General features: G+C 61.6%; 33 protein-coding genes. 5 read left to right on the top strand and 28 right to left on the bottom strand.

The genetic code is table 11. The features are described 5' to 3' along the window. Positions 1 to 5 precede the first annotated feature (5 nt). From LG31_RS0103685 to sctW, 28 genes are all read right to left on the bottom strand, one after another. Complete coding sequence (locus LG31_RS0103685; RefSeq protein WP_033113153.1) at positions 6 to 644, bottom strand: HrpE/YscL family type III secretion apparatus protein; 639 nt, start codon at positions 642 to 644, stop codon at positions 6 to 8. Further along, positions 623 to 1,249: a SctK family type III secretion system sorting platform protein gene (locus tag LG31_RS0103690; RefSeq protein WP_033113154.1), complete on the bottom strand. Its 627-nt coding sequence runs from the start codon at positions 1,247 to 1,249 to the stop codon at positions 623 to 625. The genes LG31_RS0103685 and LG31_RS0103690 overlap by 22 nt, the downstream gene beginning before the upstream one ends. Next, a complete protein-coding gene (sctJ, locus tag LG31_RS0103695) occupies positions 1,249 to 1,986 on the bottom strand; it encodes a type III secretion system inner membrane ring lipoprotein SctJ (protein ID WP_181364199.1) in 738 nt (245 codons plus the stop codon). Before sctJ ends, LG31_RS0103690 begins: the two co-directional genes overlap by 1 nt. A 6-nt stretch (positions 1,987 to 1,992) precedes the next feature. Continuing rightward, complete coding sequence (gene sctI / locus LG31_RS0103700; RefSeq protein WP_033113156.1) at positions 1,993 to 2,331, bottom strand: type III secretion system inner rod subunit SctI; 339 nt, start codon at positions 2,329 to 2,331, stop codon at positions 1,993 to 1,995. Continuing rightward, complete coding sequence (locus tag LG31_RS0103705; protein WP_033113157.1) at positions 2,331 to 2,882, bottom strand: YopR family T3SS polymerization control protein; 552 nt, start codon at positions 2,880 to 2,882, stop codon at positions 2,331 to 2,333. Before LG31_RS0103705 ends, sctI begins: the two co-directional genes overlap by 1 nt. Further along, entirely contained in the window at positions 2,879 to 3,229 is a 351-nt protein-coding gene (locus tag LG31_RS0103710; RefSeq protein WP_033113158.1) for a YscG family type III secretion system chaperone, read from the bottom strand. The genes LG31_RS0103705 and LG31_RS0103710 overlap by 4 nt, the downstream gene beginning before the upstream one ends. A gap of 2 nt (positions 3,230 to 3,231) precedes the next feature. Continuing rightward, the gene (sctF, locus tag LG31_RS0103715; RefSeq protein WP_033113159.1) at positions 3,232 to 3,480 is read right to left on the bottom strand and encodes a type III secretion system needle filament subunit SctF; all 249 of its coding nucleotides are present in this window, start codon (positions 3,478 to 3,480) and stop codon (positions 3,232 to 3,234) included. Between the two features lie 3 nt (positions 3,481 to 3,483). Further along, positions 3,484 to 3,687 (bottom strand): EscE/YscE/SsaE family type III secretion system needle protein co-chaperone, encoded by a 204-nt coding sequence (locus tag LG31_RS0103720; RefSeq protein ID WP_033113160.1) that lies wholly within the window; start codon positions 3,685 to 3,687, stop codon positions 3,484 to 3,486. Next, entirely contained in the window at positions 3,650 to 4,951 is a 1,302-nt protein-coding gene (gene sctD / locus LG31_RS0103725; protein WP_033113195.1) for a type III secretion system inner membrane ring subunit SctD, read from the bottom strand. Before sctD ends, LG31_RS0103720 begins: the two co-directional genes overlap by 38 nt. Then, a complete protein-coding gene (sctC, locus tag LG31_RS0103730) occupies positions 4,948 to 6,801 on the bottom strand; it encodes a type III secretion system outer membrane ring subunit SctC (protein ID WP_167334750.1) in 1,854 nt (617 codons plus the stop codon). The genes sctD and sctC overlap by 4 nt, the downstream gene beginning before the upstream one ends. Continuing rightward, positions 6,774 to 7,199 carry a YscB family type III secretion system chaperone gene (locus LG31_RS0103735; protein WP_033113162.1) on the bottom strand — a complete coding sequence of 142 codons (426 nt, stop codon included), beginning with the start codon at positions 7,197 to 7,199 and terminating at the stop codon, positions 6,774 to 6,776. Before LG31_RS0103735 ends, sctC begins: the two co-directional genes overlap by 28 nt. 15 nt (positions 7,200 to 7,214) lie before the next feature. Continuing rightward, the gene (locus LG31_RS0103740; RefSeq protein WP_033113163.1) at positions 7,215 to 8,030 is read right to left on the bottom strand and encodes a T3SS regulon anti-activator ExsD domain-containing protein; all 816 of its coding nucleotides are present in this window, start codon (positions 8,028 to 8,030) and stop codon (positions 7,215 to 7,217) included. 120 nt (positions 8,031 to 8,150) lie between these two features. Continuing rightward, positions 8,151 to 8,966: a helix-turn-helix transcriptional regulator gene (locus tag LG31_RS0103745; protein WP_033113164.1), complete on the bottom strand. Its 816-nt coding sequence runs from the start codon at positions 8,964 to 8,966 to the stop codon at positions 8,151 to 8,153. Positions 8,967 to 9,310: 344 nt separating this feature from the next. Then, positions 9,311 to 9,709 carry a YscW family type III secretion system pilotin gene (locus LG31_RS0103750; RefSeq protein ID WP_033113165.1) on the bottom strand — a complete coding sequence of 133 codons (399 nt, stop codon included), beginning with the start codon at positions 9,707 to 9,709 and terminating at the stop codon, positions 9,311 to 9,313. Beyond that, on the bottom strand, positions 9,706 to 9,939 hold the full coding sequence (locus tag LG31_RS0103755) for a T3SS regulon translocated regulator ExsE family protein (RefSeq protein ID WP_033113166.1): 234 nt from the start codon (positions 9,937 to 9,939) through the stop codon (positions 9,706 to 9,708). The genes LG31_RS0103750 and LG31_RS0103755 overlap by 4 nt, the downstream gene beginning before the upstream one ends. A 2-nt stretch (positions 9,940 to 9,941) precedes the next feature. Further along, entirely contained in the window at positions 9,942 to 10,385 is a 444-nt protein-coding gene (locus LG31_RS0103760) for a type III secretion system chaperone (protein WP_033113167.1), read from the bottom strand. A gap of 134 nt (positions 10,386 to 10,519) precedes the next feature. Continuing rightward, positions 10,520 to 11,410, bottom strand: a complete 891-nt coding sequence (locus LG31_RS0103765) for a YopD family type III secretion system translocon subunit (RefSeq protein WP_033113168.1) — start codon at positions 11,408 to 11,410, stop codon at positions 10,520 to 10,522. A 12-nt stretch (positions 11,411 to 11,422) separates the two neighbouring features. Then, positions 11,423 to 12,595, bottom strand: a complete 1,173-nt coding sequence (gene aopB / locus LG31_RS0103770; protein ID WP_033113169.1) for a type III secretion system translocon subunit AopB — start codon at positions 12,593 to 12,595, stop codon at positions 11,423 to 11,425. Beyond that, positions 12,576 to 13,079, bottom strand: coding sequence for a SycD/LcrH family type III secretion system chaperone (locus LG31_RS0103775; protein ID WP_033113170.1), 504 nt, complete (start codon positions 13,077 to 13,079; stop codon positions 12,576 to 12,578). The genes aopB and LG31_RS0103775 overlap by 20 nt, the downstream gene beginning before the upstream one ends. A gap of 9 nt (positions 13,080 to 13,088) precedes the next feature. Beyond that, positions 13,089 to 13,949, bottom strand: coding sequence for a virulence-associated V antigen (locus LG31_RS0103780; protein ID WP_033113171.1), 861 nt, complete (start codon positions 13,947 to 13,949; stop codon positions 13,089 to 13,091). A gap of 9 nt (positions 13,950 to 13,958) precedes the next feature. Then, positions 13,959 to 14,246: a type III secretion protein gene (locus LG31_RS0103785; RefSeq protein ID WP_274518910.1), complete on the bottom strand. Its 288-nt coding sequence runs from the start codon at positions 14,244 to 14,246 to the stop codon at positions 13,959 to 13,961. Positions 14,247 to 14,282: 36 nt separating this feature from the next. Next, on the bottom strand, positions 14,283 to 14,723 hold the full coding sequence (locus LG31_RS0103790) for an LcrR family type III secretion system chaperone (RefSeq protein ID WP_033113173.1): 441 nt from the start codon (positions 14,721 to 14,723) through the stop codon (positions 14,283 to 14,285). After that, a complete protein-coding gene (gene ascV, locus LG31_RS0103795; protein WP_274518911.1) occupies positions 14,720 to 16,885 on the bottom strand; it encodes a SctV family type III secretion system export apparatus subunit AscV in 2,166 nt (721 codons plus the stop codon). The genes LG31_RS0103790 and ascV overlap by 4 nt, the downstream gene beginning before the upstream one ends. Next, the gene (ascY, locus tag LG31_RS0103800) at positions 16,818 to 17,162 is read right to left on the bottom strand and encodes a type III secretion system chaperone AscY (RefSeq protein ID WP_033113175.1); all 345 of its coding nucleotides are present in this window, start codon (positions 17,160 to 17,162) and stop codon (positions 16,818 to 16,820) included. The genes ascV and ascY overlap by 68 nt, the downstream gene beginning before the upstream one ends. Positions 17,163 to 17,164: 2 nt before the next feature. Beyond that, the gene (gene ascX, locus LG31_RS0103805; RefSeq protein WP_033113176.1) at positions 17,165 to 17,530 is read right to left on the bottom strand and encodes a type III secretion system protein AscX; all 366 of its coding nucleotides are present in this window, start codon (positions 17,528 to 17,530) and stop codon (positions 17,165 to 17,167) included. Then, positions 17,527 to 17,898 carry a SycN family type III secretion system chaperone Acr2 gene (acr2, locus tag LG31_RS0103810; protein WP_033113177.1) on the bottom strand — a complete coding sequence of 124 codons (372 nt, stop codon included), beginning with the start codon at positions 17,896 to 17,898 and terminating at the stop codon, positions 17,527 to 17,529. Before acr2 ends, ascX begins: the two co-directional genes overlap by 4 nt. Continuing rightward, on the bottom strand, positions 17,895 to 18,176 hold the full coding sequence (locus LG31_RS0103815; RefSeq protein ID WP_033113178.1) for a TyeA family type III secretion system gatekeeper subunit: 282 nt from the start codon (positions 18,174 to 18,176) through the stop codon (positions 17,895 to 17,897). Before LG31_RS0103815 ends, acr2 begins: the two co-directional genes overlap by 4 nt. Next, on the bottom strand, positions 18,157 to 19,035 hold the full coding sequence (sctW, locus tag LG31_RS0103820) for a type III secretion system gatekeeper subunit SctW (protein ID WP_033113179.1): 879 nt from the start codon (positions 19,033 to 19,035) through the stop codon (positions 18,157 to 18,159). Before sctW ends, LG31_RS0103815 begins: the two co-directional genes overlap by 20 nt. Before the next feature lie 191 nt (positions 19,036 to 19,226). Between sctW and ascN the strand changes: the two genes are divergently transcribed. From ascN to ascR, 5 genes are read left to right on the top strand one after another with little or no spacing between them, the layout of a single operon-like run. Beyond that, entirely contained in the window at positions 19,227 to 20,549 is a 1,323-nt protein-coding gene (gene ascN, locus LG31_RS0103825; protein ID WP_033113180.1) for a SctN family type III secretion system ATPase AscN, read from the top strand. Continuing rightward, positions 20,546 to 21,007 (top strand): type III secretion protein, encoded by a 462-nt coding sequence (locus LG31_RS0103830; RefSeq protein ID WP_033113181.1) that lies wholly within the window; start codon positions 20,546 to 20,548, stop codon positions 21,005 to 21,007. Before ascN ends, LG31_RS0103830 begins: the two co-directional genes overlap by 4 nt. A gap of 6 nt (positions 21,008 to 21,013) precedes the next feature. Next, complete coding sequence (locus LG31_RS0103835; RefSeq protein WP_033113182.1) at positions 21,014 to 22,093, top strand: type III secretion system needle length determinant; 1,080 nt, start codon at positions 21,014 to 21,016, stop codon at positions 22,091 to 22,093. Then, positions 22,090 to 23,016, top strand: coding sequence for a type III secretion system cytoplasmic ring protein SctQ (gene sctQ, locus LG31_RS0103840; RefSeq protein ID WP_033113183.1), 927 nt, complete (start codon positions 22,090 to 22,092; stop codon positions 23,014 to 23,016). The genes LG31_RS0103835 and sctQ overlap by 4 nt, the downstream gene beginning before the upstream one ends. Further along, positions 23,013 to 23,666: a SctR family type III secretion system export apparatus subunit AscR gene (gene ascR, locus LG31_RS0103845; protein ID WP_033113184.1), complete on the top strand. Its 654-nt coding sequence runs from the start codon at positions 23,013 to 23,015 to the stop codon at positions 23,664 to 23,666. The genes sctQ and ascR overlap by 4 nt, the downstream gene beginning before the upstream one ends.

A 23,666-nucleotide genomic window follows, 5' to 3' on the forward strand; every position in this document is an offset into this window, starting at 1 on the left:
GGGATTTATTTTCTCTCGTGAACATCGGCGCGCTCCAGCGTCACCGCCATCGCCCGCGAGAGCGCGTCGAGCTGGCCATCGAGGCTGGCATCGATGATCCCCACCTCGGTTTCGAGGATGCAGCCCCCCTGATCGAGGCGGGCATCGGCAGAGATCTCGAGATAACCGATCTCGGGGAAATCCTTGTGCACCCGGGCAATCTGATCGCGCACCGCCTGCACCTGTTCAGGATTGACCCGCACCGTCACCTGCTTCTGGTTGCTCACCAGCGAGAGCGCCTCGCGCACCACCTTGAGGGTGAGCGCCACCTGATCGTAATCGTGCAGGATCTTGCGCACCGCCTGCAGCACCACCTCGCTCATCTGCTGCTCCACTGTGCGGTAGTATTGCTGGCACTGCAGCTGGGTCTGGTGCACCAGCACAGCCTGTTCACGACGAGCCTCCTCGATGCCTGCCTGCCAGCCGAGCAGCTTCTGCTCCTCATAGACGGCACGCGCCTCTTCGACGATATCGGCAGCCTGTGCCCGGGCGGCATCGACCAGCGCCTGAGCACTCAGATAGGCCTGATAGTCGTGATTGCGCAGGATCCGCTGACCGGGAGCCAGTTGCAGGTGTTCACTCTTTATTTCAACAAATGGCAGCATTGTGGCGTTACCTGTTTGGCAATTTTGAGACAGAGTGCGCGAGCGAGCGGCAGCTCGGCATCAGCCAGTGACCAGCCTGGGCGCTGGGGTGTTACAGGCAGACGCAGTGCGAGGCGACGGGCCCAGGCGGGATGAGCCGCCCCCGCCGCAGCCAGCCAGAATTCCAAGCCAGTCGCCTCCAGCGAGGCACTATCGAGCGTGGCGGGCAGCGGTTGCTGCCAGCCGGCAGGCCAGGGGCCGATCAAGAGATCGAGGCGAGCGAGCAGCGATCTGTGCCCCTCCTCCCCCAACACCGCGATGATTTGGCGCAGCACAGGCGCTTGCAGGCAGTGGCGGATCGCCTCGCCATGGAGCACGGCGCCAAGCTGGCGCAGCACAAGCGCCAGCGCCTCGGCCGGAAAGAGCGCCAGCCCGCCAAGCTGCGCGGGCAGTTCGTAGTCGATAGCCAGTGCCAGCTCGTCGAGCAGGGCCTGATTGCAGGCAGGCAGAGTGCGCCACTCGGGCACACTCGCCTGCAGCCAGCGCCACGAGGCGGGGAAGTGCTCCTCGTGCAGATAGCTGGCCGGACAAAAGCGCAGTTGATAAGGGGTAAGGCCGACCGCCATCAACGACTCCGACGCCGGTGCCACATGAATTGGGCCAGATTGGTGGTCACCACCAGCGCCAGCAGGAGTGCAATCAGTCCACCCAGCCGCCATCTGGAGCCTTCACTCACCTCGATGGAGAAGAGGGTGGTATTGCGCGGCATCAGGGGACTCTGGCGTACATCGGCCGAGGGTACCAGCACCACGCTGATCCGGTCGTAGGCAAGCCCCTCGATGCTGTTGTTGACCAGCTGCTTGATCTGCGGGATGTAGGTGTCGAGCTGGATATCCGCCGCATGTTTGATAAAGACCGAGGCCGAGGCGGGCGATGGCTTCTTGCTGATCCCCTCGTTCCCTTCGGGCAATACCACATGGACGCGGGCCACCAGTACGCCATCGATCTCCGATAGGGTGTGGGAGATCTCCTGCGCCTTGGCGTAGTTGAGGCGAGCCCGCTCCTCGGTTGGCGAGGAGATGAGGCCATCCTTGGGAAAGACATCCTGCAGGGTGGAGAAGCTCTCGCGCGGATACCCTTTGCGCTTGAGCAGTTCAACCGCCTGCGCCACATCGGACTCCTCGACCAGCAGCTTGATCTTGCCATCCTTGTCAGGCTGCTTGTCCGAGGAGATCCCCTCGGTGCGCAGCAGCGCCAGCATCTCGTTGCCCTCTTTCTGGTTCACCCCGGTATAAAGCTCCACCTTGCAGCCACTGAGCAGCAGGGAGGTGCACAGCACCCCCATCAGCATCGATCTCTTCACACTACCTCACTGGGTCTTCAACAGGGTTTCTACGTTCTGGCTCATCTTGCCCACGGTCTTGGCAATGAGCTCCTCCTGCATGGTGATCCGCATCAGCGACCACTGCATCTGCATCAAACTGTTGGGGTCATCGCCCGGCGTTGCCAGCTCGGCCTGCAGGCTCTGCTTGGCCTCGACAAACTGCTGCTTGATCTCGCCGATTTCGCCAAGCAATGTACCGCCGATCCCCTGAGCGCTGCCGCCCATCGCCTGCTCGAAGGTGGCGATCTGGGCACCGGGAACATCCGCCGCTTTCAGCTCATCCAGGCTGGTCACCACGGCCTGCGCGCTTTGTGCTATCTCCATCACTCCTCCAGATCCAGTTTGTGTGCGTGACGCACCAGATTGTTGACCATGCCGTTGTGCGGGATCAGGGTCATCAGTTCGCGTCGGGCCAGCTCGGCAAGATAGTCGTTACCGGGCAATGCCCCCTGCCCCCGCAGTTCAGCCATCACCTTGAGCAGCACCGTCTCCCGCCGCGACGAGAGCGGATCAAACTCCCGCATCAGGGCGCGCAACTCTGGCAGGTCGATGGCAGCCACCACCGGCAGCTGGCGCTCGCCAAAGCGTTCGATCAGCTTGCTCGCTACCGGCTTGAAGAGCTGGTCGGCTACCCCGGTCGCCTTGTCATCCTGCTGATAGACCTGCCAGAGCAGCTCGCGCCGGGTGGCGGCAGAGTGTCCCTCCAGCAGCGCTTCCAGCGGCGTCCCCTCTTTCCAGCGTGTCAGCAGGGCGCTGCTCTCCTCTTTGGCCAGCAGCCGCTCAAAATGTTGCCGCTCTGCCGCTGCAGGCGGGGGCAACCCCGGCGGCGTCACCGCAAGCGGACGGACGCCCTGTTCGTTACCATCGACCTTCATGAGGCGATCTGCTCGCGCATGCCAGCGGCAAACTGCTGCAAGGAGGAGAGCTCGCTCTGCTCAAGCCGGGCCAACCGGCTCTGCAGTGCATCCAGCCGTGTCAGCCGCCATTCGCACAGGGCGAGCCAGGGTTCCAGTTCGGGGGTATCGCACCCTTTGCCCAGCGCCAGAGCCCCCTCGTAATCTCCCCGGTTCATCAGGGAGGAGAGGCGGATCAGGGTGACACACTCGCTCATCTGCGGATCGCTTGCGAGCCAGTCGGCGATGGCGGCGGCCTGCGAGTGACAATGATGACCGGTGCCGGCCAGTGCCAGTTCGGCCAGCTGCCGTTTCAGTTGGCGATCCATCGTCACACCTTCTGCAAGATGCCCTGCATCAGATCTTTCATGCTGCGGGTCACGGTAGAGTTGATGTTGTAGATCACTGACCACTTGTTGATCTTGTGTTGCAGCTCGGCCAGCCTGGCGGGGTCATCGGGATTATCTTTCAGTGCGTCAATCGCAGCTTTTACGTCAGTGTTGGCATCGTTAGCCTGCTTCTTCAGCGCCTCGGCGACGTTATCCAGGGTATTCCCCGGGTTAAAAATGGGTTCTGCCATCTCTTATGCTCCTTTGATCTGCTCAAGTATCTGCATGCCCGCCTCGATGGCGTCCGCTTCCTGTTGCCACTGCCGGTACTGCTGCGGAGATCCCCCGCGCATCAGCTGGCGCTTGACCTCACCCAACGCCTGCACCAGCTGCTCCTGCAGCGCGCGGGCGAAGGCGGGATCAGCGCCGGACAGTCGCGTTTCCAAACTGGTCATCATGGCTTTCGCCCCCTTTCAATCTGACGATGTATTGCTGCTTGCCCTTGCTCACCACCACGGCATCGCGCTGGATAGAGAGGATGCGGACCCCGTTGGCTGTCGCCCCTCCGACCGGATAGCGGCGGTTATCCGCCAGGGTGACGTAAGGCACCCGGCCGAGGGAGACACTGCGCACCTCGAACTCCAGCTCATCCTGACGGGGCGTTCGGCTCTGGTTGATCAGCTCCAGCATGGGGTGAGAGCCGAACTCGCGGCGAAACTGCAGCTGCAATTGCTGAAATTGCGCCAGCCTCGCCTCATCCAGCTGACCTGACAGCTCGATCCGGTCGCGCGATTCACTCACCCGCAGCAAACCGGCCAGTCCCTGCTCCTGCAACATGGCATCGAGTCGCTTGCGATGGGCTCCGGCCACCTGCACCCGGTTTTCGATGCCAAGTAGCCCCGGCACCTCCTGCTTGAGCAGGGATTCAATGCTGTTCCAGCGGGCGTCCTGTGCACTGATGGCACCGCTCAAGCGCAGCCAGCCGGGCTCCTTGCCATTGCGGATCTGCAACTGTTCGTAACCGAGCTTTTGCAGAATGAAACCGGCGCCCTGACGCAGATCTTCCATGGTGCGCAGATCGAGACGATAGTTGAGCCCCTTGCCATCGAGATACTGCTGCAGGGCGAGGCGGTTGCCGTTCTCATCCACATATCCCGAGAGCAGCCAGAGTTCGGGGTCGCTGCTGTTGAGCACCACTTGTCGATAAGCGGGGGCAGCCAGAAAGCGCTTGAGCTCCTGCTCATTGCGAGCGGTATCGCTCTCGCTGCTCCCCTGCCACCAGCCGTGACCAAGCATCACGACCACCGCCATGACCAGCGACAGGCAGAGGCCAACCAGCCACCACTCGGCACTGCCGGCACGCCGCCGTGGTCGTGTCGGTACCGCCATGGCTGGCAACGCCTCCAGCTGTTCGGGCAGCGACCGGCTGCTGTCGCAAAAGCTCCAGAGCAGGGGGCCAGCCTCCAGACGGGTACCGGCCATCAGCTGGGCGCCGGTCTCCAGTGCCACACTATCCTGAGTCGGCGTGATGCCCTCTGCCCACCCCTGCAGGTTGATCCCTTCGGCCGACACCAGCAGCACCAGATGCTCGGGGGCCATCCCCTCATCCACCAGCACCAGATCGGCCAGCAGCGGATCAGAGCCGATGACCAGACGCCCTTCCGGCAGGGCTACCTCTACCCCTCGGTTAAGCCCGCGATATACGCGGCACTTCCAGCTCATCGGCCAGCTCCGGCCGGGGTCGCCTGCATGCACCAGCTGGCCGCCGGGGTGCATTTTTGATCCTTCGCCATCTCGACCAGACGCCAGCCCAGCTCATTGCCCATCCGGCACTGGGTAAGGGCGGAGCTCTTGCCACCCTGATGCAGCAGTTTCTGCACGTCCCTGGCCGCTGCCAGCGGCTGGCACTGGGCGCCGCCCAGCACCTTGCCAAGGGAGAGACTCTGGTTGGAAATCTCGTCGACACCCAGCACTCCGGCGCGCAGATCCTGGCCATTGCCCAGCGCCAGATAGTGGGCGATACCGTCATCGATCAGACGAGGCTCAATGATAAAGAGCCGCACGGAACGACGGGTCTGGGTCTCCTTGCTGCGAAACAGCGCCCCCAGATAGGGGATGTCGCCGAGGAAAGGCACCTTGCTCAGGTTTTCACTCATCTCGTCGCGGTAGATACCACCGATCAGCAGGCTCTGGCCGTGGCCGACCCGGGCGATGGTATCCACCACGGTACGGCTGATGGTCGGGATGCCGTCGATGCCGGAGCTGTTTGGCTTCTGATTGCCATCCTCGATATGGAGGCTCAGGCTGATCTCGGGCTTGTCGCCCATCTGGATCACCCGTGGCGTCATCCGCAACATGGTGCCGTAGGTAATGTCCTTCAGTTCTGCCACTCGCTCCCCACTGATCTTGACGTAGTAGGTTTCGCTGTGGTCGATCACCGCCTGGGTATTCTCCTGAGTCAGCAGGGTCGGGCGGGAGACCACCTGGGCATTGCCCTCGTTCTCCAGCAGATTGACCCGGGCCAGCAGATAGTCGAGCCCTTTGGAATCCACCAGACTGCCGAGGGCGGCGCCCCCTTCAATGCCCTTGCGATCGCCGGTGGTCTTGATGATCACCTGCTGGTTAGAGCCGGTGCGGATCCCCACTCGCCAGTCCACCCCCAGCTGGGAGAGATCCTCGGCATTGATGTCGATGATGGAGAGGGCCACTTCGATGCGGGCCGCCGGTTTGTCGAGCGCCGCAATCAGCTTGCCGTACATCGCCATCCGCTCCGGCGCATCGCGCACAATCACGGCGTTGAGAGAAGGGTCGGCCTGCACGATGGCCTGACCGGAGGCAACTTGCCCCCCTTTGCTCCCCTCGCCATTCACCATCTGCACACCCGCATCGGAGAGCAGTCGGGAGAGGATGGTCGCCACGCCGGGGGCATCCACGCTGGTGTCGCGATACTGGATGGAGCGATCGGTGGCGGAGGCATATTTGAGCGGGAAAATCTCGATGGCGAGTGGCCCGGTCTTCTCGCTGCGCAGTTGGGACTGCTGCTCCAGTGCCACCGCGGTCTGCTCGATGAGCTCGAGATAGCGCGGCGGGCCCGAGACATAGACCAGCCGGTTATCGGCATCGGGGCGCCAGCCAAAGCGGGGTTCCCAGATACCGGCCCGCTGCAGCGCCTGTTTCAGCTCGGCGGCACCGGTCTGTTCCAGATTGATGAGGCGAGACTGTACTTCACTGTTCTTGAAGACGTAGAGCACGTTGCCGTCGTAGTACCAAACCAGGTTGTAGAGAGAGGCAAGCTGCTGCAGGAAGGCGAGCGGTTCATCGTGCTCGAACTGGCCGTTGACCTGATCATTGACCTTGTCGCTGACTACCACGGAGACCTCGTAGTTGGCCCCGAAGTTGACCAGCACATCCCGCAGGCTCTCCCCCTCCGCCACATAGCTGTAGGGCATGGGCACCCAGTCGAGCTCCTGCGCCATCAGCGGACGCTGCCAGGCCATACAGACCAGCACCAGCCAGCAGAGCGGGCGGATCACTCTTTGCACGCTCAAGGGTGCCATATCATCTGTCTCCATTGAGGGGCCAGCGCGGCCTCGGTCAGCTGGGGCTCCAGCCGCTCCAGCAGGGTGATGTGCTGGCTAATCCTGAGCTCCAGTTGTGCTTCGTCGAGCCACTCCAGCGCCAACCGGGCTTCCAGCTGCAGGTTGCCCAGCTCATCCAGCACCAGGGCATGCGGGGTGTGACGCCCCCAGGCCACCACCTGTTGCAACAGGCGCTTGAGCAGGGCCGGATCATGGCTCTCCCCCTCGCCGTGACGGGTCGAGGTGAGAGGGGTGCTGAGCAGCAATTCGCTCGCTCCGGGGGTCAAAAAGAGGGGATAACCATCGAGTCGCAGATGGTACCTACCCTGTGCGTCGGCAACAAAAGGCCCTTGGCCAAGTGTTGCGGCCAATCGATTCAGTAGCGTTTGCATAGTTCCTCGGGCTATCTAGGGCGCAGGAGGCTGCCAGTAGAAGTGATCCTGAGCGAGGGCGATGCCCCGGCCCGTCAGCCACTCATGCAGTGTGTCGCCAGCAGCGGCATCGTGGGGCAGCGCCTGCAGGGCTTGCCAGCAGGTACCAAGCTCAAGCGGCACCGGCAGCAGCCGTTCAAAGGAGACCATCTGCCCCTGCTCTGCGTACCAGGCCGGCCAGGCCTGTTGCAACCGCGCTTCACACTGCACCTGCAACTGCGCCAGCTCCTGCTCGCGTTCGCTCACGCTGGCGAGCTGTTCGGCAATCCGGCGCTCGAGGCCGGATGGCACATCGACCACGGTTTGCCAGAAGATGGACTGGGCATGGAGCTGACGGCGCATCAACTGCAGCTGATCCAACTCGTTGAGGCAGGCGCCATAAAGCGGCTCCAGACGCTGTACCCACCAGCGGTGGAGGGGATAAAGCACCCAGTGCCACAGCCGCTGCGGATCGGCCAGATTTATGCTATCCCCCAGCTGTTGCAACCAGTCATCACGCTCACTGCCCGCGAGGCGCAGCAGCTGTTGCAGCTCCTCACGGGAGACGGCCAGCGCAATATCGAGACGGCGCTGAAACCAGATAGACCCGAGAAGGCGCTCCAGACGGGTCCTTGGCAGCAGACGCTGCAGCAACGCCATCTGCTGGGAGCTGATCACGCCGGCGTCCTGATAACGGAGCACGGACTGTCGTCCCACCAGCTGGGCCAGATTCAGGCTCTCTGGCTGGACAACGGCAACCCGGCGACCTGCGAAGAGGCCCTGATTGGGTGATGTGTGATCTTGCTGACTCATGCTATGCCTTGCTCATCTTGCTGCGGGCAATTTATGGAATAATGTTTCGGTATGCTGGCTATTCTACCCATGGCTCTGCCCTGCGACTTATAAAAAACGTCAGATTATTTTAGTCCGGCGTTAATCTTTGCCATGACGGGCACGGCTCGGGGTACAACCAAAACGGCGCCGATAACTCTGGGTGAAATAGGACTGGCTGGAGAATCCCGCCTCCATCGCAATATCGACGATACTCATCTCGCTATTGAGTAATAACTGATGAGCGTAGAGGATCCGCTGTTCGCTGATCCAGGCTCGGGGCGATACGCCATATATTGCGCCAAACAACTCCTTGAATGTGGTCAGCCCCATGCCGAACTCTTTGGCAAATTCGCTGAGCTTCCACTCCATCAGATAATGTTTTTCCATGAACTGCTGCAACCGCTCGACCTGGCGATTGCTCAGCTGGCGCAAAATGGACATCAATTGCGGTCCCTGTTCGCCAAAAGCGAGCAGAAAAAGCAGCTCTTCGGTTCGCAACCGGGCCAATTCGGGAGGATGTTCATGCTCCATCAACCCCTGCAAGCCCTGAATGGACTGGTTGATCAGAGGGGATGCATGAAAGGGCAGCAGGCTGGGAGCAATCCCCTCAACCCGGCTGACCTCGCTCAGCAGTGAACCGAAACGCTGCAGAAAACCCTGCAAAAAGGTGTTGGAAAGGGGGATCCAGAGCAGGTGGCAAGGCTCGTCACCTGTCGTAACCGCATAACTGCCACGGCGCACGAATATCAACTCGTTGGGAGATAACTCATAGGTATCGGTGCAGTCCTGCCAGCTCATCGCGCCATCCAGGAGAACATATATGCCCTCCTGGTGGTGTTCAATGACGCTGAAAGCAGACATGCACCACTGGAGCAGGGCCATATCGCCCTTCTCTGTGGTTGTAATGCCCTTCATTTTTGTTTTCCTGAATCTGCGTGTATTGCAAGTAGCACCTCGGCAGAAAAAGGCTCCGTCCGGGTGGTTTATTATTGGTGTTTATTTTTCTTAGTTATGAATGTCATCATTAAGCGATGATCATTAATTTAATCAACACTTAAATGAGAGAGAAATCCTACAACAATCACCAGCATAAAAACCAGCCAAAAATTAGAGTCATGACACTACTGATACAATTGATAACGCATTTATCAGGCCTTTTCCTTACGTCATTAAATAGTTTGTTACAGAAAGAAACGCTGCAACCCAGTTGATAAATTAATAACCAGTTGATTTCCAGCTTGTTTATTAGATACGCCTTATTATTGACACAATGGATAACAAGGGCGTGGCTGCAATGAAATTACCAATGGGCGACTATTTAAAACCTTAAAAACTTTTTGCTGACCCGTTGCCTGAATCGCTCCATTGCCAATAAACCGCAAACGGGTACGCACATAGAGTTCACCCTCTCCCCACTGCAGAGGCGTCAGCCGCATATCAAAAACCAGAGGTAACATGGTCAGCTCATAACGGGTTGAGGCCACCTGCAGTAGCCGTCCTTCCATCACGCTCAGAACTGTCACCTCCACGGTGGCAGGGCGGGGTAAATCGGCATTGAGGTGCACTTCCCCTGTCAGGCTCTGCGACACAGGAGGGACAACCGTGGTACTGACGCAACCACCGAGAGTCAGCAGCGCGAGCAAGAGCAGCGTTCTCATAACAACCGGATCCTTCTCTCGGTCAACGGCTTGTGCTCGCCCTGCTGCAGGCGATCCAGCATCTGCTCCTGCGCTCTGCTCAGCGCAAGAGTGCGGCGCAATGCCGCCGCCAGCGGCACAGGTTCAACCAACGCATCACGACCGCTCACGGCCCTACCGGCAAAGCAACCCGTCGCAGAGCGTTCTGCCGCAGATGCCAGCTGGCTGGCGCTCGATTCCTGGATCTTCATGGTCACACCCGTACTCCCATCACCTCGTCACTCTTGCTGACCGGGCCAGGTCGTGGCTGCAACAGCTCCTGCCAGAATTCGGCATGCTCCAGCATGCTGGCCAGACTCTCTTCAAGCTGGGTCAGGGTCAGCCGCGAGGCCGACATCTGGCGGTAGAGCTGTACCGTCAGGCTCTCTTCATCGAAACCAAAGTGGAGATTGAACTGATACCAGTTGCGGTTGAAGCTGGCCAGCTGGCGAAAGATCCCCTCACCCACCTGATGCAATTCGGCCACATCGACCTGCATCACCAGGTGATCCCGTTCGGGCACCAGAATGAGGGAGAGCTGCAAGTGCTCGTCAAAACAGAGTGCTGCCACCCCCTCCCGGTTCAGGGTCAGGGAGGGCAAACCATATTTGGTGGCAAACTCGGCGAGCAGCCGATTGATGATGACAGTGGCGTCCATGATTTCCTCCAGCAGAGAGGAGAGGATGGTAGCTCGCCATCCCGATGGCGGCTGTCACTCAGAGGCGGCTCTTTTAAGAAAAGTGGTCGGCACACGAAAAAGGCGCCCGTCGGGCGCCTTGCTGCCTGCTCGCGTCAAGCAACCCCGAAGGCTGCCTTGAGCGTCTGGTTGAGGGTCTGGGAGTACTGCTGCATCAGCTGCAGCACATCCTTCATGAAGTTGGCGTTGAAGGCCATATTGTCTTCAATCTTCTGCTTCTCGGTCTGGCTGATGGTCGCCTTGACTTCATCTTCCTTGGCCGTCGCCTGGCTCTCGCCCTGGGCAACCTGCACCGCCGAGTTGCTCATCTGCCCGATGGACTGGATCACGGTACTGGCAATCTGTTGCCGGCTGTTATTGGCATCAAACGACTTGTTCAGCGTCTTGAGAGTTGCCTTGTCGTTTTTGATCCTTGCCGTCAGTTCGTGTCCCGCGTCCCCCATCTCGAGGCCAGCAGACTTCTTGATATCCCCTATCTGCTTCAGCTCCTGCTGGCGCCCGGCAATATTGGCATTGAGTGCCTTGTCCTGCTTGATCGCCTTGGCAGACTTGCTCAGAGAGAATCCTCCGGTAATGGCCGAAAAACCGGCCATTACACCGGATACCACCGCCATGACGATCATCAGCTTGGCGCCGCTGCGCATCTCGGCGACCTGCGCTTTCTGGCTGTCGATCACCTGCTGGTTCTCCATGTCGCGCTGGGTCACTCCCATCTGGCGCGCCAGACGAGCGAGCTGGAAGAGCTGCGACATCAGATCGAGAGTATCGTTGAGCACCGCACGGGCCTGTTCCAGCTTGGCACCGTCCAGCCGCTGGGTCGGGGCCGGCAACTCGGGGCCGCCCTGACGCTTGACCTCACTGCCGGAGGTGATGCTACCGGCAGCATGGGTCGTTTCACGATTGCCTGCCGCAAGGGGCTGCTCGACCCCTTCGCTGAACAGGGCATTGGCACGGATCGGATTGAAGGTGCTGTCGTTAATGTTCATAGGTCCATCTCCTTATATGGCGGCCGGTCTGCGGGCAAGATTGCTCATCATCTCGCCCCTTGCGCTGATCATCTGGAAGATCATCTCCATGGTCTCCTGGAATGCCTCCAGGATTTGGGATAAGGCCTCCTTGAGCTTGTCGATCACGGCCTGCAGCTGGGTCATCTCGCTCTTGCTCTGTTGCAAATCGGCCTGGGCATAAAGCGCGGCAGACTCTTTGGATGACTGAACCGATTTGGTCACCCCACCGCTCACATCGAGCAACACGTCGGTGCCCTGGGTGCCCATCTTCATCACCTTGGCCGTATTGCCTGTCAGTTTCATCGCCTCGACCGACCCCTTGGCCGCAAATCGACCAGCCAGATCACCCACTTTGGTCACCAGCTTGGCGCTCATCTCCGCAGCCGTCCCGCCAATCTTCGCCCCCACTTTGGTAATGAGGCTACCGATGGAGGAGCCGAAGCTAGCCACCATGGAGATGACGGCAAGGGCAATCTCTACCCCCATCAGAGCGGGCCCCAAATGCTTCATCACCTCTTTGGATATAAGCCCCGCCTCGGCGGCATGCTGCACTGCCATATTGACCATGCCGACCACGCCGGCGGCGATCATCAGGGCGCCAGCGGCGGCACCCACCCCGGTCGCTACCATGATGGCACCGATAACGACGGAGGCGATGGCGCTGAGCCAGCCGAAAATCTTGCCGAAGATGCCCGCTTTCTTGGCCTCCTTGGCACTCTCCTCAGCCTCTTTGATCTTCTCCTGGTTCTCGCCAATCTTCTTCTCGTTCAATTCACGAGCGCGCTTGATATCGTCGAGCTTCAGCTTGGTCTGGGTCCGCTCCAGATCGCTGGTGAGCTTGCCCAGCTCAATCTCGAAGGCTGCCGGCGAGGTAAAGGCAGCCGTCACCAGAGCGCCAACACGGGGCAGCAGCTTGCCGCTGTTCTCCACGGTCTCGCGAACCAGCCGGCTGATCTCTGCCATCACTTTCTGGCCGGGACGATCATTGCTGGCCGCCAGCGGCGGGGTCAGAGCGACACCGGCGGTGCGGACTGCGCCGCCCGCCTGTGTAACAGCGGCATCGAGCCGGGTTTCACTGCGCGGCTCGGCAGCTGGCTGCAAGCCCGCCACATTGCCGATATTTCCCTGCGGGGAAATGCTTCTTTCATTGCTGATCGGGTTCATCTTGCTGATCCCTTCTGATTGCGATGGCTTCCAACATGACCTTGGCGCTTGCCGCCAGATCAGCCAGCTGCGGGTCACCGCCCGCCAGCAGGTGGGCCGAGTGGAAGCCACTCTCGGCCCCTGTCAAATCCCCCTGTTGCAACCGGCATTCGGCTGCATGAAACGGGAAACGGGGATCTTTCAAATCGAGCATGGCGCCGAAGCTGTAGCTCTGAACTGCCGTTTCGTACTCACCCATCGCCTGACGGCAGGCACCGAGCCCGAGGAAATAACGCGGCTCGTAGTGATCCAGCATGCAGAGGGCCTGAAAAATCTTGTGGGCATCTTGCCACTTGCCGGCCTGGTACTGCCCGTATGCCAGCGCATAGAGCTGCTCCAGGGTATCGCCGGAGATATCCTTCAACATGGCGATGGTGCCGCCATCGGCGAGGAAGGACTCCAGTTCGGCTTCATACTCCGGGGCCAGGGTGGTATCGGTCTGCATGTGATCTCCTTAAATGGCGGCAAGAATGTCGCGCATGATGCTGTCGTATTTCTGGATAAAACGGTTGAGGGCTTCGATGGCCGAGTTATAGCGGGAGCTGACATCGTTGAGCCGGGTGGTCTTCTCGCTCACCTGATCGTTGAGCGGACGTGAGCGGTCACTCACGCTGGTGGCGAAGTTGCCCAGCTTGTTGTTGTCCTTGTCGTACTTGTACTCGTTCTCGACCCCTGTCATCGACCCACTCTGCTTCTTGTCACTCTCGAGAAACGTTTTGACCGACACATGGCCCGAGGCATCCTTGGGCATCTGATCCAGCAGCTTGAACTCGGGACCGGCACGAAACTTATCTTCGTTTTCATAGCCATAAAGCTTGTAATCCATCAGATTGAAATCTGTCTTGAAGGTCTGGCTGGATGAGGAAGATAGCGCCTTGTTGATCTCTGACTGGATAACCCCGTAGATCTTCAGCTCAGCGGTGAGCGCCTTGAGCTCTTCGTTGATACCGGTACGCTTGTTGTTCTGGGTAAACATCACCCAGGTGAAGGCGTCGATGACCTCCTGATCGATACGATCATCGGTATAGCGACTGATCTGCGCCACGACATCGGGGAGCGCCACCGGTAGCACCAGCGTGTCGACTTGCTTGCTGACCTCGTCAAGCACGTCATCGTTGCTCAGGTAACGGGCAACCAGCCTTTCCAGTTGTGCCAGGGTCAGCCCGGTCGAGTCCTCCTTGCTGATGGAGACGTTGTTTTTCAGCTTGTCGACCAGTGCCCGCTGTTTTGCATTGAGGGTGCCTGGCTCGCTGTTTAGCCACTGCTCAATCTGGATATGATTTTTGTTGCGGGTGTAATCAGAGATAATGCTCATCACGTCTCCTTAAATCATCAGTCCACGCATCATGGTGGGACGCCGGCTCTTGCGGCTCTCCCCCTGCTGTTCCGGCAGCATCGCCTGCCTGCGGCGAAACTCTGCCAGCAACTCCTGTTCGGCCACGGCGACCTGTTCGCCGGGTGCATTGAACAGCAGCTGGCAAGTCTGCTCCGAGAGAGCAAGGCCGGCCAGCATCTCTTGCAGCAGGGCATTGCGCTGCTCGCTGTCGGCGATGGCCTGTTCGGCTCGTTCGATGGCATCGCTATGGTGGGCAAAACGGGGTTGTTTCATCATGGCTCCTATTCTATGAGGCCCTTTTGGGCATGCCTGTCACGCAAGGCCGTCCTTTTGTCGTTTTCGCATCTCGCGCAGGGAGCAGACCTGCTCGGCCGCAAGAGCAAACCAGCCTGGTTCGGCTTCGCTGGCGCCGGTCCAGTGGCGATAGAAGCGCCCCAGCCGCTCAGCGCTAAGGGTGCTGCCACGAAACACATCGACGTTGCCATAGAGCTCGTAACCCGCGCCCAGCACCGCCAACGTCGCCTCCGCCAGCAGATAGAAGGCGGCAAAGGGGTTGGCAAGACCATCCCGCTCGCCCTCACGGCGTACCAGCAGGATCCAGACCCGGCGCGTGTCGCTATCGACCCGCCAGGCGAGAGAGATGTGGCGATAATGCAGGGCATGGCCGAGCTGGATCGGGGTCGCCCCCAGATGGTGAGGAGTCACTGTCACGCCGCGGGCCTGCAGCCAGGGGGTGAGCGGATCGCCGTTCACAGGCAGACCCTGCCAAGCGGCTGGATATTGATCTGCTGGGTCAGCTCCTGATAGGAGAGCACCGGCAGGGCGTGGTAATCCCCCTCGATGAGCTTGCGCACATAGCGGCGGATATCCATGGAGACGATGAGCACCGGCTTGTTCTGCATTCGGGCCAGATCCCCCACGGTGTGACGCACCTGATCAAGGAAGCCCTGGGTCACGGCGGGATCGAGGGCAAGATAGCTGCCGGCGCTGGTCTGGCGGATGCCGCCACGGATCTGCTCCTCCACCTGCTGATCGAGCAGATAAGCGGGCAGGATGTTGTTGCCGTTGGCGTACTTGTAGCAGATGTAGCGCTTGAGGCTGCTGCGGATGTACTCGGTGAGCTGCACCACATCCTTCTCCTTCTGGCCCCACTCCACCATGGCCTCGAGAATGGCGCGCATGTTGCGGATCGAGATATCCTCCCCCACCAGCCGCTGCAGGATCTCGGTCATCCGTTGCAGCGGAATGATGCGCTGCGCCTCCTTCACCAGCTCGCCATAGCTCCCCTCCATCTGCTCCAGCAGATAGCGGGTCTCCTGAATACCGATGAAGTCCTCGGCGTATTCGCGCAGCACATGGGAGAGGTGCCAGGTCATCACCTGATCCGGGGTGAGGGCGGCAAGGCGCGAGGTGTCGAGCCGAGCCTGATGTTCGCTGGCCACCCAGAGCGTGGGCTGCCCCGGCAACAGCGGCGTCCCCTCCTCGTAGGCAAGTCCCAGCAGATCGAGCTGGGAGGCGCTCTCCTGCACCAGCAGATGACCCGGCCGCAGCTGACCGCGGGCCACCGGCACCTCCTGCAGCTGGATCAGGTATTCGCCAGGCCCCATCCCCTCGTTGAAACGCAGGTGAATGCCCGGGAAAGGTACCCCGAGATCGAGATAGAGGGCACGGCGCACCCGCACCAGCTCGTCGTTGAGGGCGATGGCCTCCAGCTCGGCCTGCAGGGCGGCATCCACATCGATCAGGAGGGGCACCGTCATGGCAAACTCCTCCTTTTCACCCAGCTTGCCGCGTGGTTTGCTGCCCGCCTTCGGCTTGCTGCGGGCAGCGGGGGCACCAGCCCCCTGCGCCAGCATGGTGGGCAGATCCTGGCTCTGCTGACTCTGCGCCTTGCGCTGGCGCAGTCCGATAAAGTAGCCCCCCGCCGTGACGATGGCAGCCAGGGTAAAGAAGGTGACCATCGGGAAGCCCGGGATCAACCCGAACAGCACCAGCAACAGGCCGCCGATCAGCATCGCCTTGGGCTGGGCCACCACCTGAGCGCCGATATCGGAACCGAGATCGGAGGACTCTTCGGACGACACCCGGGTCACGATAATGCCCGCGGTGATGGCGATCAGCAGGGCCGGGACCTGGGAGACCATGCCATCCCCCACCGTCAGGATGGAATAGAGCTGCAGCGCATCGGCCGCCGACAATCCCTTCTGGGTGACTCCTATGGTGACCCCGCCGAGGATGTTGACGAAGATGATGATGAGACCCGCGATGGCGTCCCCCTTCACGAACTTCATGGCGCCATCCATGGAGCCGAACATCTGGCTCTCCTTCTCGATGACGCTGCGCCGCTCGCGCGCCTCGTTAACATCGATCACCCCGGCGCGCATGTCGCCATCGATGCTCATCTGCTTGCCGGGCATGGCATCGAGAGAGAAGCGGGCACTTACCTCTGCCACCCGCTCCGAGCCCTTGGTGATCACCAGAAACTGGACGATGGTGATGATGAGGAAGATGACGATCCCCACCACCAGATTGCCCCCCACCACGAAGTTGCCGAAGGTGTAGACAATCTGGCCGGCATCAGCCTGCAGCAGGATCATCCGGGTGGTGCTCACCGAGAGGGCGAGCCGGAACAGGGTGGTGATGAGCAGCACCGCCGGGAAGGCGGAGAACTGCAGCGGCGAGTTGATATAGACCGCCATCATCAGCAGCACCACCGAGATGGTCATGTTGATGGCGATCAGAATATCGAGGGCCACCGGCGGCAGCGGCAAGACCATCATGAAGACGATGGCCAGCAGCAGCACCGCCAGCATGATGTCCTTGCGCTCGCCAATCCGGCGCAGCAGCTCAAGGGAGCGTTGGTTCATTCTGCTCTTCCAGTTCGAGATATTGTTGATAGGCGAAACGGGCTTCATCCAGCCTGCCTGCCAGCTGGCAGGCGCGGCTGCGGCAGAGCCAGAGCGGGCCGTCAGCCTCCCCCTGTGCCATCAGCAGATCGGCATGACCGAGCGCCTCCTCGCCAAAACCCTGCCTGAGCAGGGCCACCAGCAGAGTGCGGCGGGCCGCCTGATTGGCGGGGTGCAGTTGCAGCAGCGCCACCAGCAGGGTGCTGGCACGATCGGGGTGGCCATACTGCAGGTGCAGCCAGCCGGTGAGCAGCAGCGCATCCTGCTGCTGTGACGAGAGGATCATGGTCATACCTTGTGCAGCAGATGGAGGGTCATCTGCATCAGTTGTTCATCCCCGTGCAGCTGCTCAAGCAGCGCACTGGCCGCCTGCAACTCGGGGGTGGCGCCTTCGGCCAGCACGGCCCGCAGCCCCGCCATCGCCTGCGCAAAATCGCGCGGGCGCAGCAGATCGTGAAAGCCGCGATCCGGGGTGGCGAACTCATACAGGGTGCGCTCCGCCAGATTGGCGGGATAGAGCCTGCTGATGTGGGGTTCGATGGACTGGCCATCCGGCAGCAGGGCGTAGCGCCCCGGCAGGCTCTGCTCCTGCTCGTCGAGGCGGATGGCACTGAGCTGCTCAATCCCGATATGGGCCGCGGTGATCCGGCTCATGGCGCCACCACGTCCTGTTGCAGTCGGGTCAGGGTGCGTAGCGCCTGATGGAGCAGCGGCAGGGTCACGGCCCGCTCATCGAGGGTCACGAAGAGGATCAGCCGATCCTCCCCGAGCCAACCGCAGCGCACCGGCAGGGCGGGCGCCTGGGCGGCTGCGGTGAAACTCATGGCGCGGCGAATGGCCTCGCCGCTCTGGTGCCACGGCAGCGAGCGGGCCAACCAGAGAGTCAGTTGCCCCTGATGGCGCTCCAGTTGCAAGGTTCCGCTCTGCTCCAGCTCAAGCTGGATCAGGTAGTGGGGGTTATCCCCGATGGTGATGCCCAGATCCTGGCAAAACTGCACCAGCTGGGGTTCGATCCAGTTCATGACGACTCTCCGGACAACTCATCCTCTTCCCGCTCGATGGCGTTATCGAGCGCCCCCTGACAGCACTGCAGCAGGTTCTGGCGCTGATCCTCCTCACTGAACAGCTCCACCGGCAGCAGGCGGATCAACCGCTTGAGCTCCTGATAGAGCTGCACCTGCTGATGTGTTTGCGTCAGCTCCAGAGCGACGCCGATCTGCTCCACGTCGTGCACCGAAGACCAGCGCTTCTCCACCAGCGCAATGAGATCGCCCATCAGATCAGAAGGCCCGTATGCCATGGGCCGCCCCCTCCTTCACCCGCTGCCACAACTCGTCCACTTGCGCCGAGAGGGTGTTGAGCAACCGCAGCTTGTGCATATCGCTCATTACCCGCTCCAGCTTGACCGGGTCGAGCCAGCGCTGCTGACTGTCGAGATCGGCGCTTAAGGCCTTCATCATGAAGCCGGTCACCTTCTCCAGCGCACCGTTGCCAAAACGGCTATGAATATCGCGCCAGGCGGTGGAGAGAGCCCGATAGTCCTGCACCGCATCGCGATAGAGATCCCGCAGATCCTGCACCTGACCGAGCCCCTCACGGGCAGCCTCCTGCGCCGGGCCGGTAATGCGGGCGCCCAGCACGATGGCGCTGCCCTGCTCGTCGGCCAGTTTGGCCAGCGCCTGTTCAACAAGTGCCAACGTACCCCGCATTTCGGGGCGACCGGCGAGGGCCTTGCGTGCCTGGGTAAGCGCCTCGAACTGCTCGCTCACCTCCCCCGAGTAGCTCTCGAGGTAGGCCAGCAGCTGGGAGAGGTTGGCCAGCCGGCCGCTGCCGAGGTGGCTGATCATCTCCTTGATCTTCTGCTGGCGCTCGAGCTCCGGCACCTTGTCGAGGTAGTCTCCCACCAGCGCCTCTATCTCGCTGATGCGGGCCTGACTGTCGCTCAGCTTGCGCTTGGCCAGGGAGAGCTCGGATCGCTCGGAAAAGACAAAGGTGAGCTCTTCTGCCATGTCGCCCAGCGACTGGGTTGCGCTGGCCAGCACGACCTGCTCCCCCTGAAACTGTCCTCCCTGCAGGGGCACCTGACGGGGGGCATTCTCGGCGCCACGGGCTTCAGGTTGAGCGGTGGGGAGATAGGGATTGCTCTGGATAGTGGCCATGGCGGCTCCCGTAATGAGTGGATTGACGAGGATGGCATTATAAAAATCGTCCTCGGGCGCCTATGCCAAAATCGGCCGTGAATTTTTAGCCGGCTCGCAACGCTTTTCTAAAAAGTCCCGACTCGCGCTGAAATCCCCGCGCGCGCCCATCGCCTATAGTGGCCACCGTTTTTAATGGTGCAGATCTCCCGATGTCCCTCTCCCTCGATCACATTCCCGGCCAGCTGCGTCACGCCATCGACGAGTGCCGCCTGATCCAGATCCGTGGCCGGGTCACCCAGGTGACCGGCACCCTGCTCAAGGCGGTGGTGCCCGGCGTGCGGATCGGCGAGCTCTGCCATCTGCGCAACCCCGACAACACCCTCTCCCTGCAGGCGGAGGTGATCGGCTTTGCCCAGCATCAGGCGCTGCTCACCCCGCTGGGGGAGATGTTCGGCATCTCCTCCAATACCGAGGTGAGCCCAACCGGTGCCATGCATCAGGTCGGGGTCGGCGAGCACCTGCTCGGTCAGGTGCTGGATGGCCTTGGCAACCCCTTTGGCGGCGGCCAGCAGCAGGAGCCCGCAGCCTGGTATCCGGTCTATCGCGATGCCCCCGCCCCCATGAGTCGCAAGCGGATTGAGCAGCCCATTTCGCTGGGCATTCGTGCCATCGACGGACTGCTCACCTGTGGCGAGGGGCAACGGATGGGGATCTTCGCGGCCGCGGGGGGCGGCAAAAGTACCCTGCTGGCCTCGCTTATTCGCAGCGCCGAGGTGGATGTCACCGTGCTGGCGCTGATCGGCGAGCGGGGCCGCGAGGTGCGGGAGTTTATCGAGGCAGATCTGGGGGAAGAGGGGCTCAAGAAAGCGGTGTTGGTGGTGGCCACCTCGGATCGCCCCGCCATGGAGCGCGCCAAAGCGGGCTTTGTCGCCACCTCCATCGCCGAATATTTCCGGGATCAGGGCAAGCGGGTATTGCTGTTGATGGATTCCGTCACCCGCTTTGCCCGTGCCCAGCGCGAGATTGGTCTGGCTGCCGGCGAACCGCCGACCCGACGGGGCTATCCGCCCTCGGTGTTTGCCGCCCTGCCCCGCCTGATGGAGCGGGCCGGTCAGTCGGACAAGGGCTCCATCACCGCCCTCTATACCGTGCTGGTGGAGGGGGATGACATGACCGAGCCGGTAGCCGACGAGACCCGCTCGATCCTCGATGGCCACATCATCCTCTCGCGCAAGCTGGCGGCGGCCAACCACTACCCGGCCATCGACGTGCTGCGCTCTGCCAGTCGGGTGATGAACCAGATCATCGCGCCCGGGCATCAGGCGCAGGCCGGTCGCCTGCGCAGCTGGCTGGCCAAATACGAAGAGGTCGAACTGCTGCTGCAGATCGGCGAATACCAGAAGGGGCAGGACAAGGTGGCCGACGAGGCGATCACCCGTATCGAGGCCATTCGCCAGTGGCTGAAACAGGGCACCCATGAGCCGAGTTCACTGCCCGAGGCGCTCGCCACCCTGGAGGCGCTGACCCGATGATTGGCCGCCTGCAACGGATCAAAGACCTGCGGCTGGAGCGAGCCGAGCAACAGCTCACCGCACAGCAGGCACGGCTGCAACTCGCCCGCATCCGCCAGCGCGAAGCGGAGCAGGAGAGTCTCGACTACCGCCAGTGGCGCCTGACCGAAGAAGATCGACTATTCGCCATCTGTCAGGCGGAGCAACTCGATCGCAAGGGGCTCAAGGCGTGGCAACAACAGGTCGCCCTGCTGCGGGAGAAAGAGGCCCACCTTGAGCAACTGGCCGCCGAACAGGGCGAGCGGGTGGCCGAAGAGCGCATCCGCTTGCAGGAGCGCCAGCAAGCGGTACACCGCGCCCGCCAGCAGCAACAGAAATTTGCCGAACTACACCGTCAGGAGCTGGCCTCACAGCAAGCCCTGCGCGACTACAACGAAGAGCAGGAACAGGAAGAGTTCCGCCAGCAGATCAGGATGTAACCAGAGATGAACCGACTCACTGCCCCCCGCGCAGAACCCCGGGTTGCTGACGAACAGCAAGGCTTGCCGCGCGAACCGCTCAAGACGGACCTGGCGCAGCAGCAGCGCTTCGAGCAGGCCCTGCGCCTCGAGTCCGCACAACAGAAGAGAGCACGGGACCACAAAGCGCTGACCGGCAACCCCATCGGCAAACGGGATGAGCACCGCCGGGCAAAGCCGGATGCCCCCCTTGCCAACAACAAAGTGGCGGACAAGGAGAAGGAGCTGGCGGAGAGAAGGCTGACACGCCCGGCACCGCGCAGCAAAGCCCAGCATGACAAGCCGGAGGGAAACGATCGGCAGGAATCGCAGACGCTCCCCGTGACCTTGCCGCAGATACGTGAGGGCATGCAGGCCCCCACTGCGCAGCAGGATCACGAACAGCAAATGGCCACCGAGCACGCCTCACATGACAAAGATGGTGAGCTCATATTTGCCCTCCCCACTTCTTCCCTGTCGGCTTCCATGGCGTCAGACGGTGAGCTTACCGGGCAGGATCAGAATGCCATGCAAGAAAGCGGCGAGCTGGCCGCACGGTTTGAGGTGGGGGAACAACTGCAAACAGCAGACGAGCCCACCGAACAGGCACCTGTGGCCAACGAGGAGGAGCCGCTTGCACAAGAGAGTTTTGCCGGCTCGGCCATCCGGGTTTTGCCTCTCGCGGCAACACCGGGGGATTTGCTGCTGGCACGGGTTGCCCCCCGCGTCGATCATCACGAGCTGGGTCAACTACTCAGCCAGCTGGCGGTGGATATTCACCTTGAGCTGGGCCGCCCGGAGCGCCCCCCCATGCTCCAGCTCACCCTGCCCGCGCTCGGAGAGCTTGCCATCCGCATCGAGCACCATCAGGGCTCGCTGCAGGTAGAAATGCTGGCCAGCGAACAGGGTTCCCAGCTGCTCAATCAGGGACGCGGCGAGCTGATCGACCGCCTGCAACGGCTCTACCCCGGCGAGCGGATCGCCTTTGACCTCTTTACCCGGGGCGACAGTGAACAGGGGTCGCGCCAGAAACGATCCATCTATGACGAGTGGGATGCCGACGCATGACATCGATAGCCTTTCCCTCTGCCTCGGCAGCGGAGCTGACCCTGCAGCAGCGGCTCAGCCAGTGCCGCCACCACTATGGCTGGAGTGGCGGCGAACTGACGCTCGCCATCGCACCGCTGCCGGCGTCCCTCGACTGCCGGCTGCAACTGCAGTGGCAGGGGCTCTCCCTGCCGCTGTTCTGCCATGGCGCCGAACTGGCTCGCTGGCTTGCGCCAGACCTGCAACAGGCAGCCCTGTTCAGCCTGCCCGAATCGCTGCAACTGGCACTGATCGAGCGCCTCGGGCAACCCCTTGGCGGCCTCAGCTGCTCGGCGCTGATACCGAACGCCACCTGCGAAGCGGCTGGTGACGCTGCGCTGCAACTGCTGCTCAAGCGGGAGGATACAACCCTCGCCCTCTGGCTGGCCGAGCCAGGGCCACTGCTTGGCAAGTTGCCTGCGCGACCCAGCCAGCAACGCCTGGCGCTCCCTCTCACCCTCTCCCTGCAGTGGGGGGCGATGCGCGCTGCCATCAGCGAGCTCGAGACACTGACCTGTGGTGATGTGCTGTTGCCACCGCCCCACCCTCTGCTCGGCCAGCAGTTGCTGGTCTGCATCGAGGGATGCCCCTATGCCTACTGCCAACCCAATCAACAACATCTGGAACTGACCGCCATGCACAACGCCGCCCCCGATGATGCCCTCGACGCCACCTTGCTTGAGCACCTGCCGGTGCAGGTCACCTTTGAAGTGGGCCGTCAGACCCTGGACTGGCACACCCTCACCACCCTGCAACCGGGCTCACTCATCGATCTCGGCGCCCCCATCGATGGTGAGGTGCGGATCATCAGCAACGGCCATCTGCTCGGCAACGGTCGGCTGGTGGAGATCCAGGGGCGACTCGGGGTGCGGGTCGAGAACCTCAAGAGCGAGTCGCCGTCATGATCCAGCTGCCGGACGAGCTAAACCTTATCGTCGGGCTGGCGCTGCTGGCCCTACTCCCCTTTATCGCCGTGATGGCCACCTCCTTCGTCAAGCTGGCGGTGGTCTTCTCGCTGCTGCGCAACGCCCTCGGGGTGCAGCAGATCCCCCCCAACATGGCGATGTACGGGTTGGCCATCATCCTCACCATCTATGTGATGGCACCGGTCGGTTTTGCCACTCAGGATTACCTGCGCCAGAACGAGGTGTCGCTGGCCAAATCCGAATCGGTGGAGAAGTTTCTCGACGAGGGGATGGCCCCCTACCGCGCCTTTCTGAAAAAGCAGATCAAGCCGCGGGAGCACGCCTTCTTCATCGACAGCACCAAGCAGCTCTGGCCCAGCGAATATGCCGACCGGCTGGAGCCCGACAGCCTGCTGATCCTGCTGCCCGCCTTTACCGTGAGCGAGCTGAGTCGCGCCTTCGAGATCGGGTTTCTCATCTATCTGCCCTTTATCGCCATCGACCTCATCATCTCCAACATTCTGCTGGCGATGGGGATGATGATGGTCTCCCCCATGACCATCTCGCTCCCCTTCAAGCTGCTGCTGTTCGTGCTGCTTGATGGCTGGGCCCGCCTCACCCACGGGCTGGTCACCAGTTACGGAGGCTAG

Source organism: Aeromonas lacus (assembly GCF_000764665.1).
Classification (GTDB): Bacteria; Pseudomonadota; Gammaproteobacteria; order Enterobacterales; family Aeromonadaceae; genus Aeromonas; species Aeromonas lacus.

Coding starts and splice junctions, on each gene's coding strand:
- LG31_RS0103815 (WP_033113178.1), bottom strand. CDS start 18,176: ATGGCATACGGGCCTTCTGATCTGATGGGCGATCTCATTGCGCTGGTG.
- LG31_RS0103785 (WP_274518910.1), bottom strand. CDS start 14,246: ATGATGAAACAACCCCGTTTTGCCCACCATAGCGATGCCATCGAACGA.
- LG31_RS0103765 (WP_033113168.1), bottom strand. CDS start 11,410: ATGAACATTAACGACAGCACCTTCAATCCGATCCGTGCCAATGCCCTG.
- ascY (WP_033113175.1), bottom strand. CDS start 17,162: ATGATCCTCTCGTCACAGCAGCAGGATGCGCTGCTGCTCACCGGCTGG.
- ascR (WP_033113184.1), top strand. CDS start 23,013: ATGATCCAGCTGCCGGACGAGCTAAACCTTATCGTCGGGCTGGCGCTG.
- LG31_RS0103775 (WP_033113170.1), bottom strand. CDS start 13,079: ATGCAGACCGATACCACCCTGGCCCCGGAGTATGAAGCCGAACTGGAG.
- sctI (WP_033113156.1), bottom strand. CDS start 2,331: ATGGAGATAGCACAAAGCGCGCAGGCCGTGGTGACCAGCCTGGATGAG.
- LG31_RS0103690 (WP_033113154.1), bottom strand. CDS start 1,249: ATGGCGGTCGGCCTTACCCCTTATCAACTGCGCTTTTGTCCGGCCAGC.
- LG31_RS0103740 (WP_033113163.1), bottom strand. CDS start 8,030: ATGAGTCAGCAAGATCACACATCACCCAATCAGGGCCTCTTCGCAGGT.
- aopB (WP_033113169.1), bottom strand. CDS start 12,595: ATGAACCCGATCAGCAATGAAAGAAGCATTTCCCCGCAGGGAAATATC.
- acr2 (WP_033113177.1), bottom strand. CDS start 17,898: ATGAACTGGATCGAACCCCAGCTGGTGCAGTTTTGCCAGGATCTGGGC.
- LG31_RS0103835 (WP_033113182.1), top strand. CDS start 21,014: ATGAACCGACTCACTGCCCCCCGCGCAGAACCCCGGGTTGCTGACGAA.
- LG31_RS0103750 (WP_033113165.1), bottom strand. CDS start 9,709: ATGAGAACGCTGCTCTTGCTCGCGCTGCTGACTCTCGGTGGTTGCGTC.
- LG31_RS0103705 (WP_033113157.1), bottom strand. CDS start 2,882: ATGAAGGTCGATGGTAACGAACAGGGCGTCCGTCCGCTTGCGGTGACG.
- sctC (WP_167334750.1), bottom strand. CDS start 6,801: ATGGAGACAGATGATATGGCACCCTTGAGCGTGCAAAGAGTGATCCGC.
- ascX (WP_033113176.1), bottom strand. CDS start 17,530: ATGAGCCGGATCACCGCGGCCCATATCGGGATTGAGCAGCTCAGTGCC.
- sctW (WP_033113179.1), bottom strand. CDS start 19,035: ATGGCCACTATCCAGAGCAATCCCTATCTCCCCACCGCTCAACCTGAA.
- LG31_RS0103760 (WP_033113167.1), bottom strand. CDS start 10,385: ATGGACGCCACTGTCATCATCAATCGGCTGCTCGCCGAGTTTGCCACC.
- ascV (WP_274518911.1), bottom strand. CDS start 16,885: ATGAAGCCCGTTTCGCCTATCAACAATATCTCGAACTGGAAGAGCAGA.
- LG31_RS0103685 (WP_033113153.1), bottom strand. CDS start 644: ATGCTGCCATTTGTTGAAATAAAGAGTGAACACCTGCAACTGGCTCCC.
- sctF (WP_033113159.1), bottom strand. CDS start 3,480: ATGGCAGAACCCATTTTTAACCCGGGGAATACCCTGGATAACGTCGCC.
- sctQ (WP_033113183.1), top strand. CDS start 22,090: ATGACATCGATAGCCTTTCCCTCTGCCTCGGCAGCGGAGCTGACCCTG.
- LG31_RS0103755 (WP_033113166.1), bottom strand. CDS start 9,939: ATGAAGATCCAGGAATCGAGCGCCAGCCAGCTGGCATCTGCGGCAGAA.
- LG31_RS0103735 (WP_033113162.1), bottom strand. CDS start 7,199: ATGCAAACGCTACTGAATCGATTGGCCGCAACACTTGGCCAAGGGCCT.
- LG31_RS0103720 (WP_033113160.1), bottom strand. CDS start 3,687: ATGATGACCAGTTTGGAAACGCGACTGTCCGGCGCTGATCCCGCCTTC.
- LG31_RS0103780 (WP_033113171.1), bottom strand. CDS start 13,949: ATGAGCATTATCTCTGATTACACCCGCAACAAAAATCATATCCAGATT.
- LG31_RS0103710 (WP_033113158.1), bottom strand. CDS start 3,229: ATGGATCGCCAACTGAAACGGCAGCTGGCCGAACTGGCACTGGCCGGC.
- LG31_RS0103745 (WP_033113164.1), bottom strand. CDS start 8,966: ATGAAGGGCATTACAACCACAGAGAAGGGCGATATGGCCCTGCTCCAG.
- ascN (WP_033113180.1), top strand. CDS start 19,227: ATGTCCCTCTCCCTCGATCACATTCCCGGCCAGCTGCGTCACGCCATC.
- sctD (WP_033113195.1), bottom strand. CDS start 4,951: ATGAGCTGGAAGTGCCGCGTATATCGCGGGCTTAACCGAGGGGTAGAG.
- LG31_RS0103830 (WP_033113181.1), top strand. CDS start 20,546: ATGATTGGCCGCCTGCAACGGATCAAAGACCTGCGGCTGGAGCGAGCC.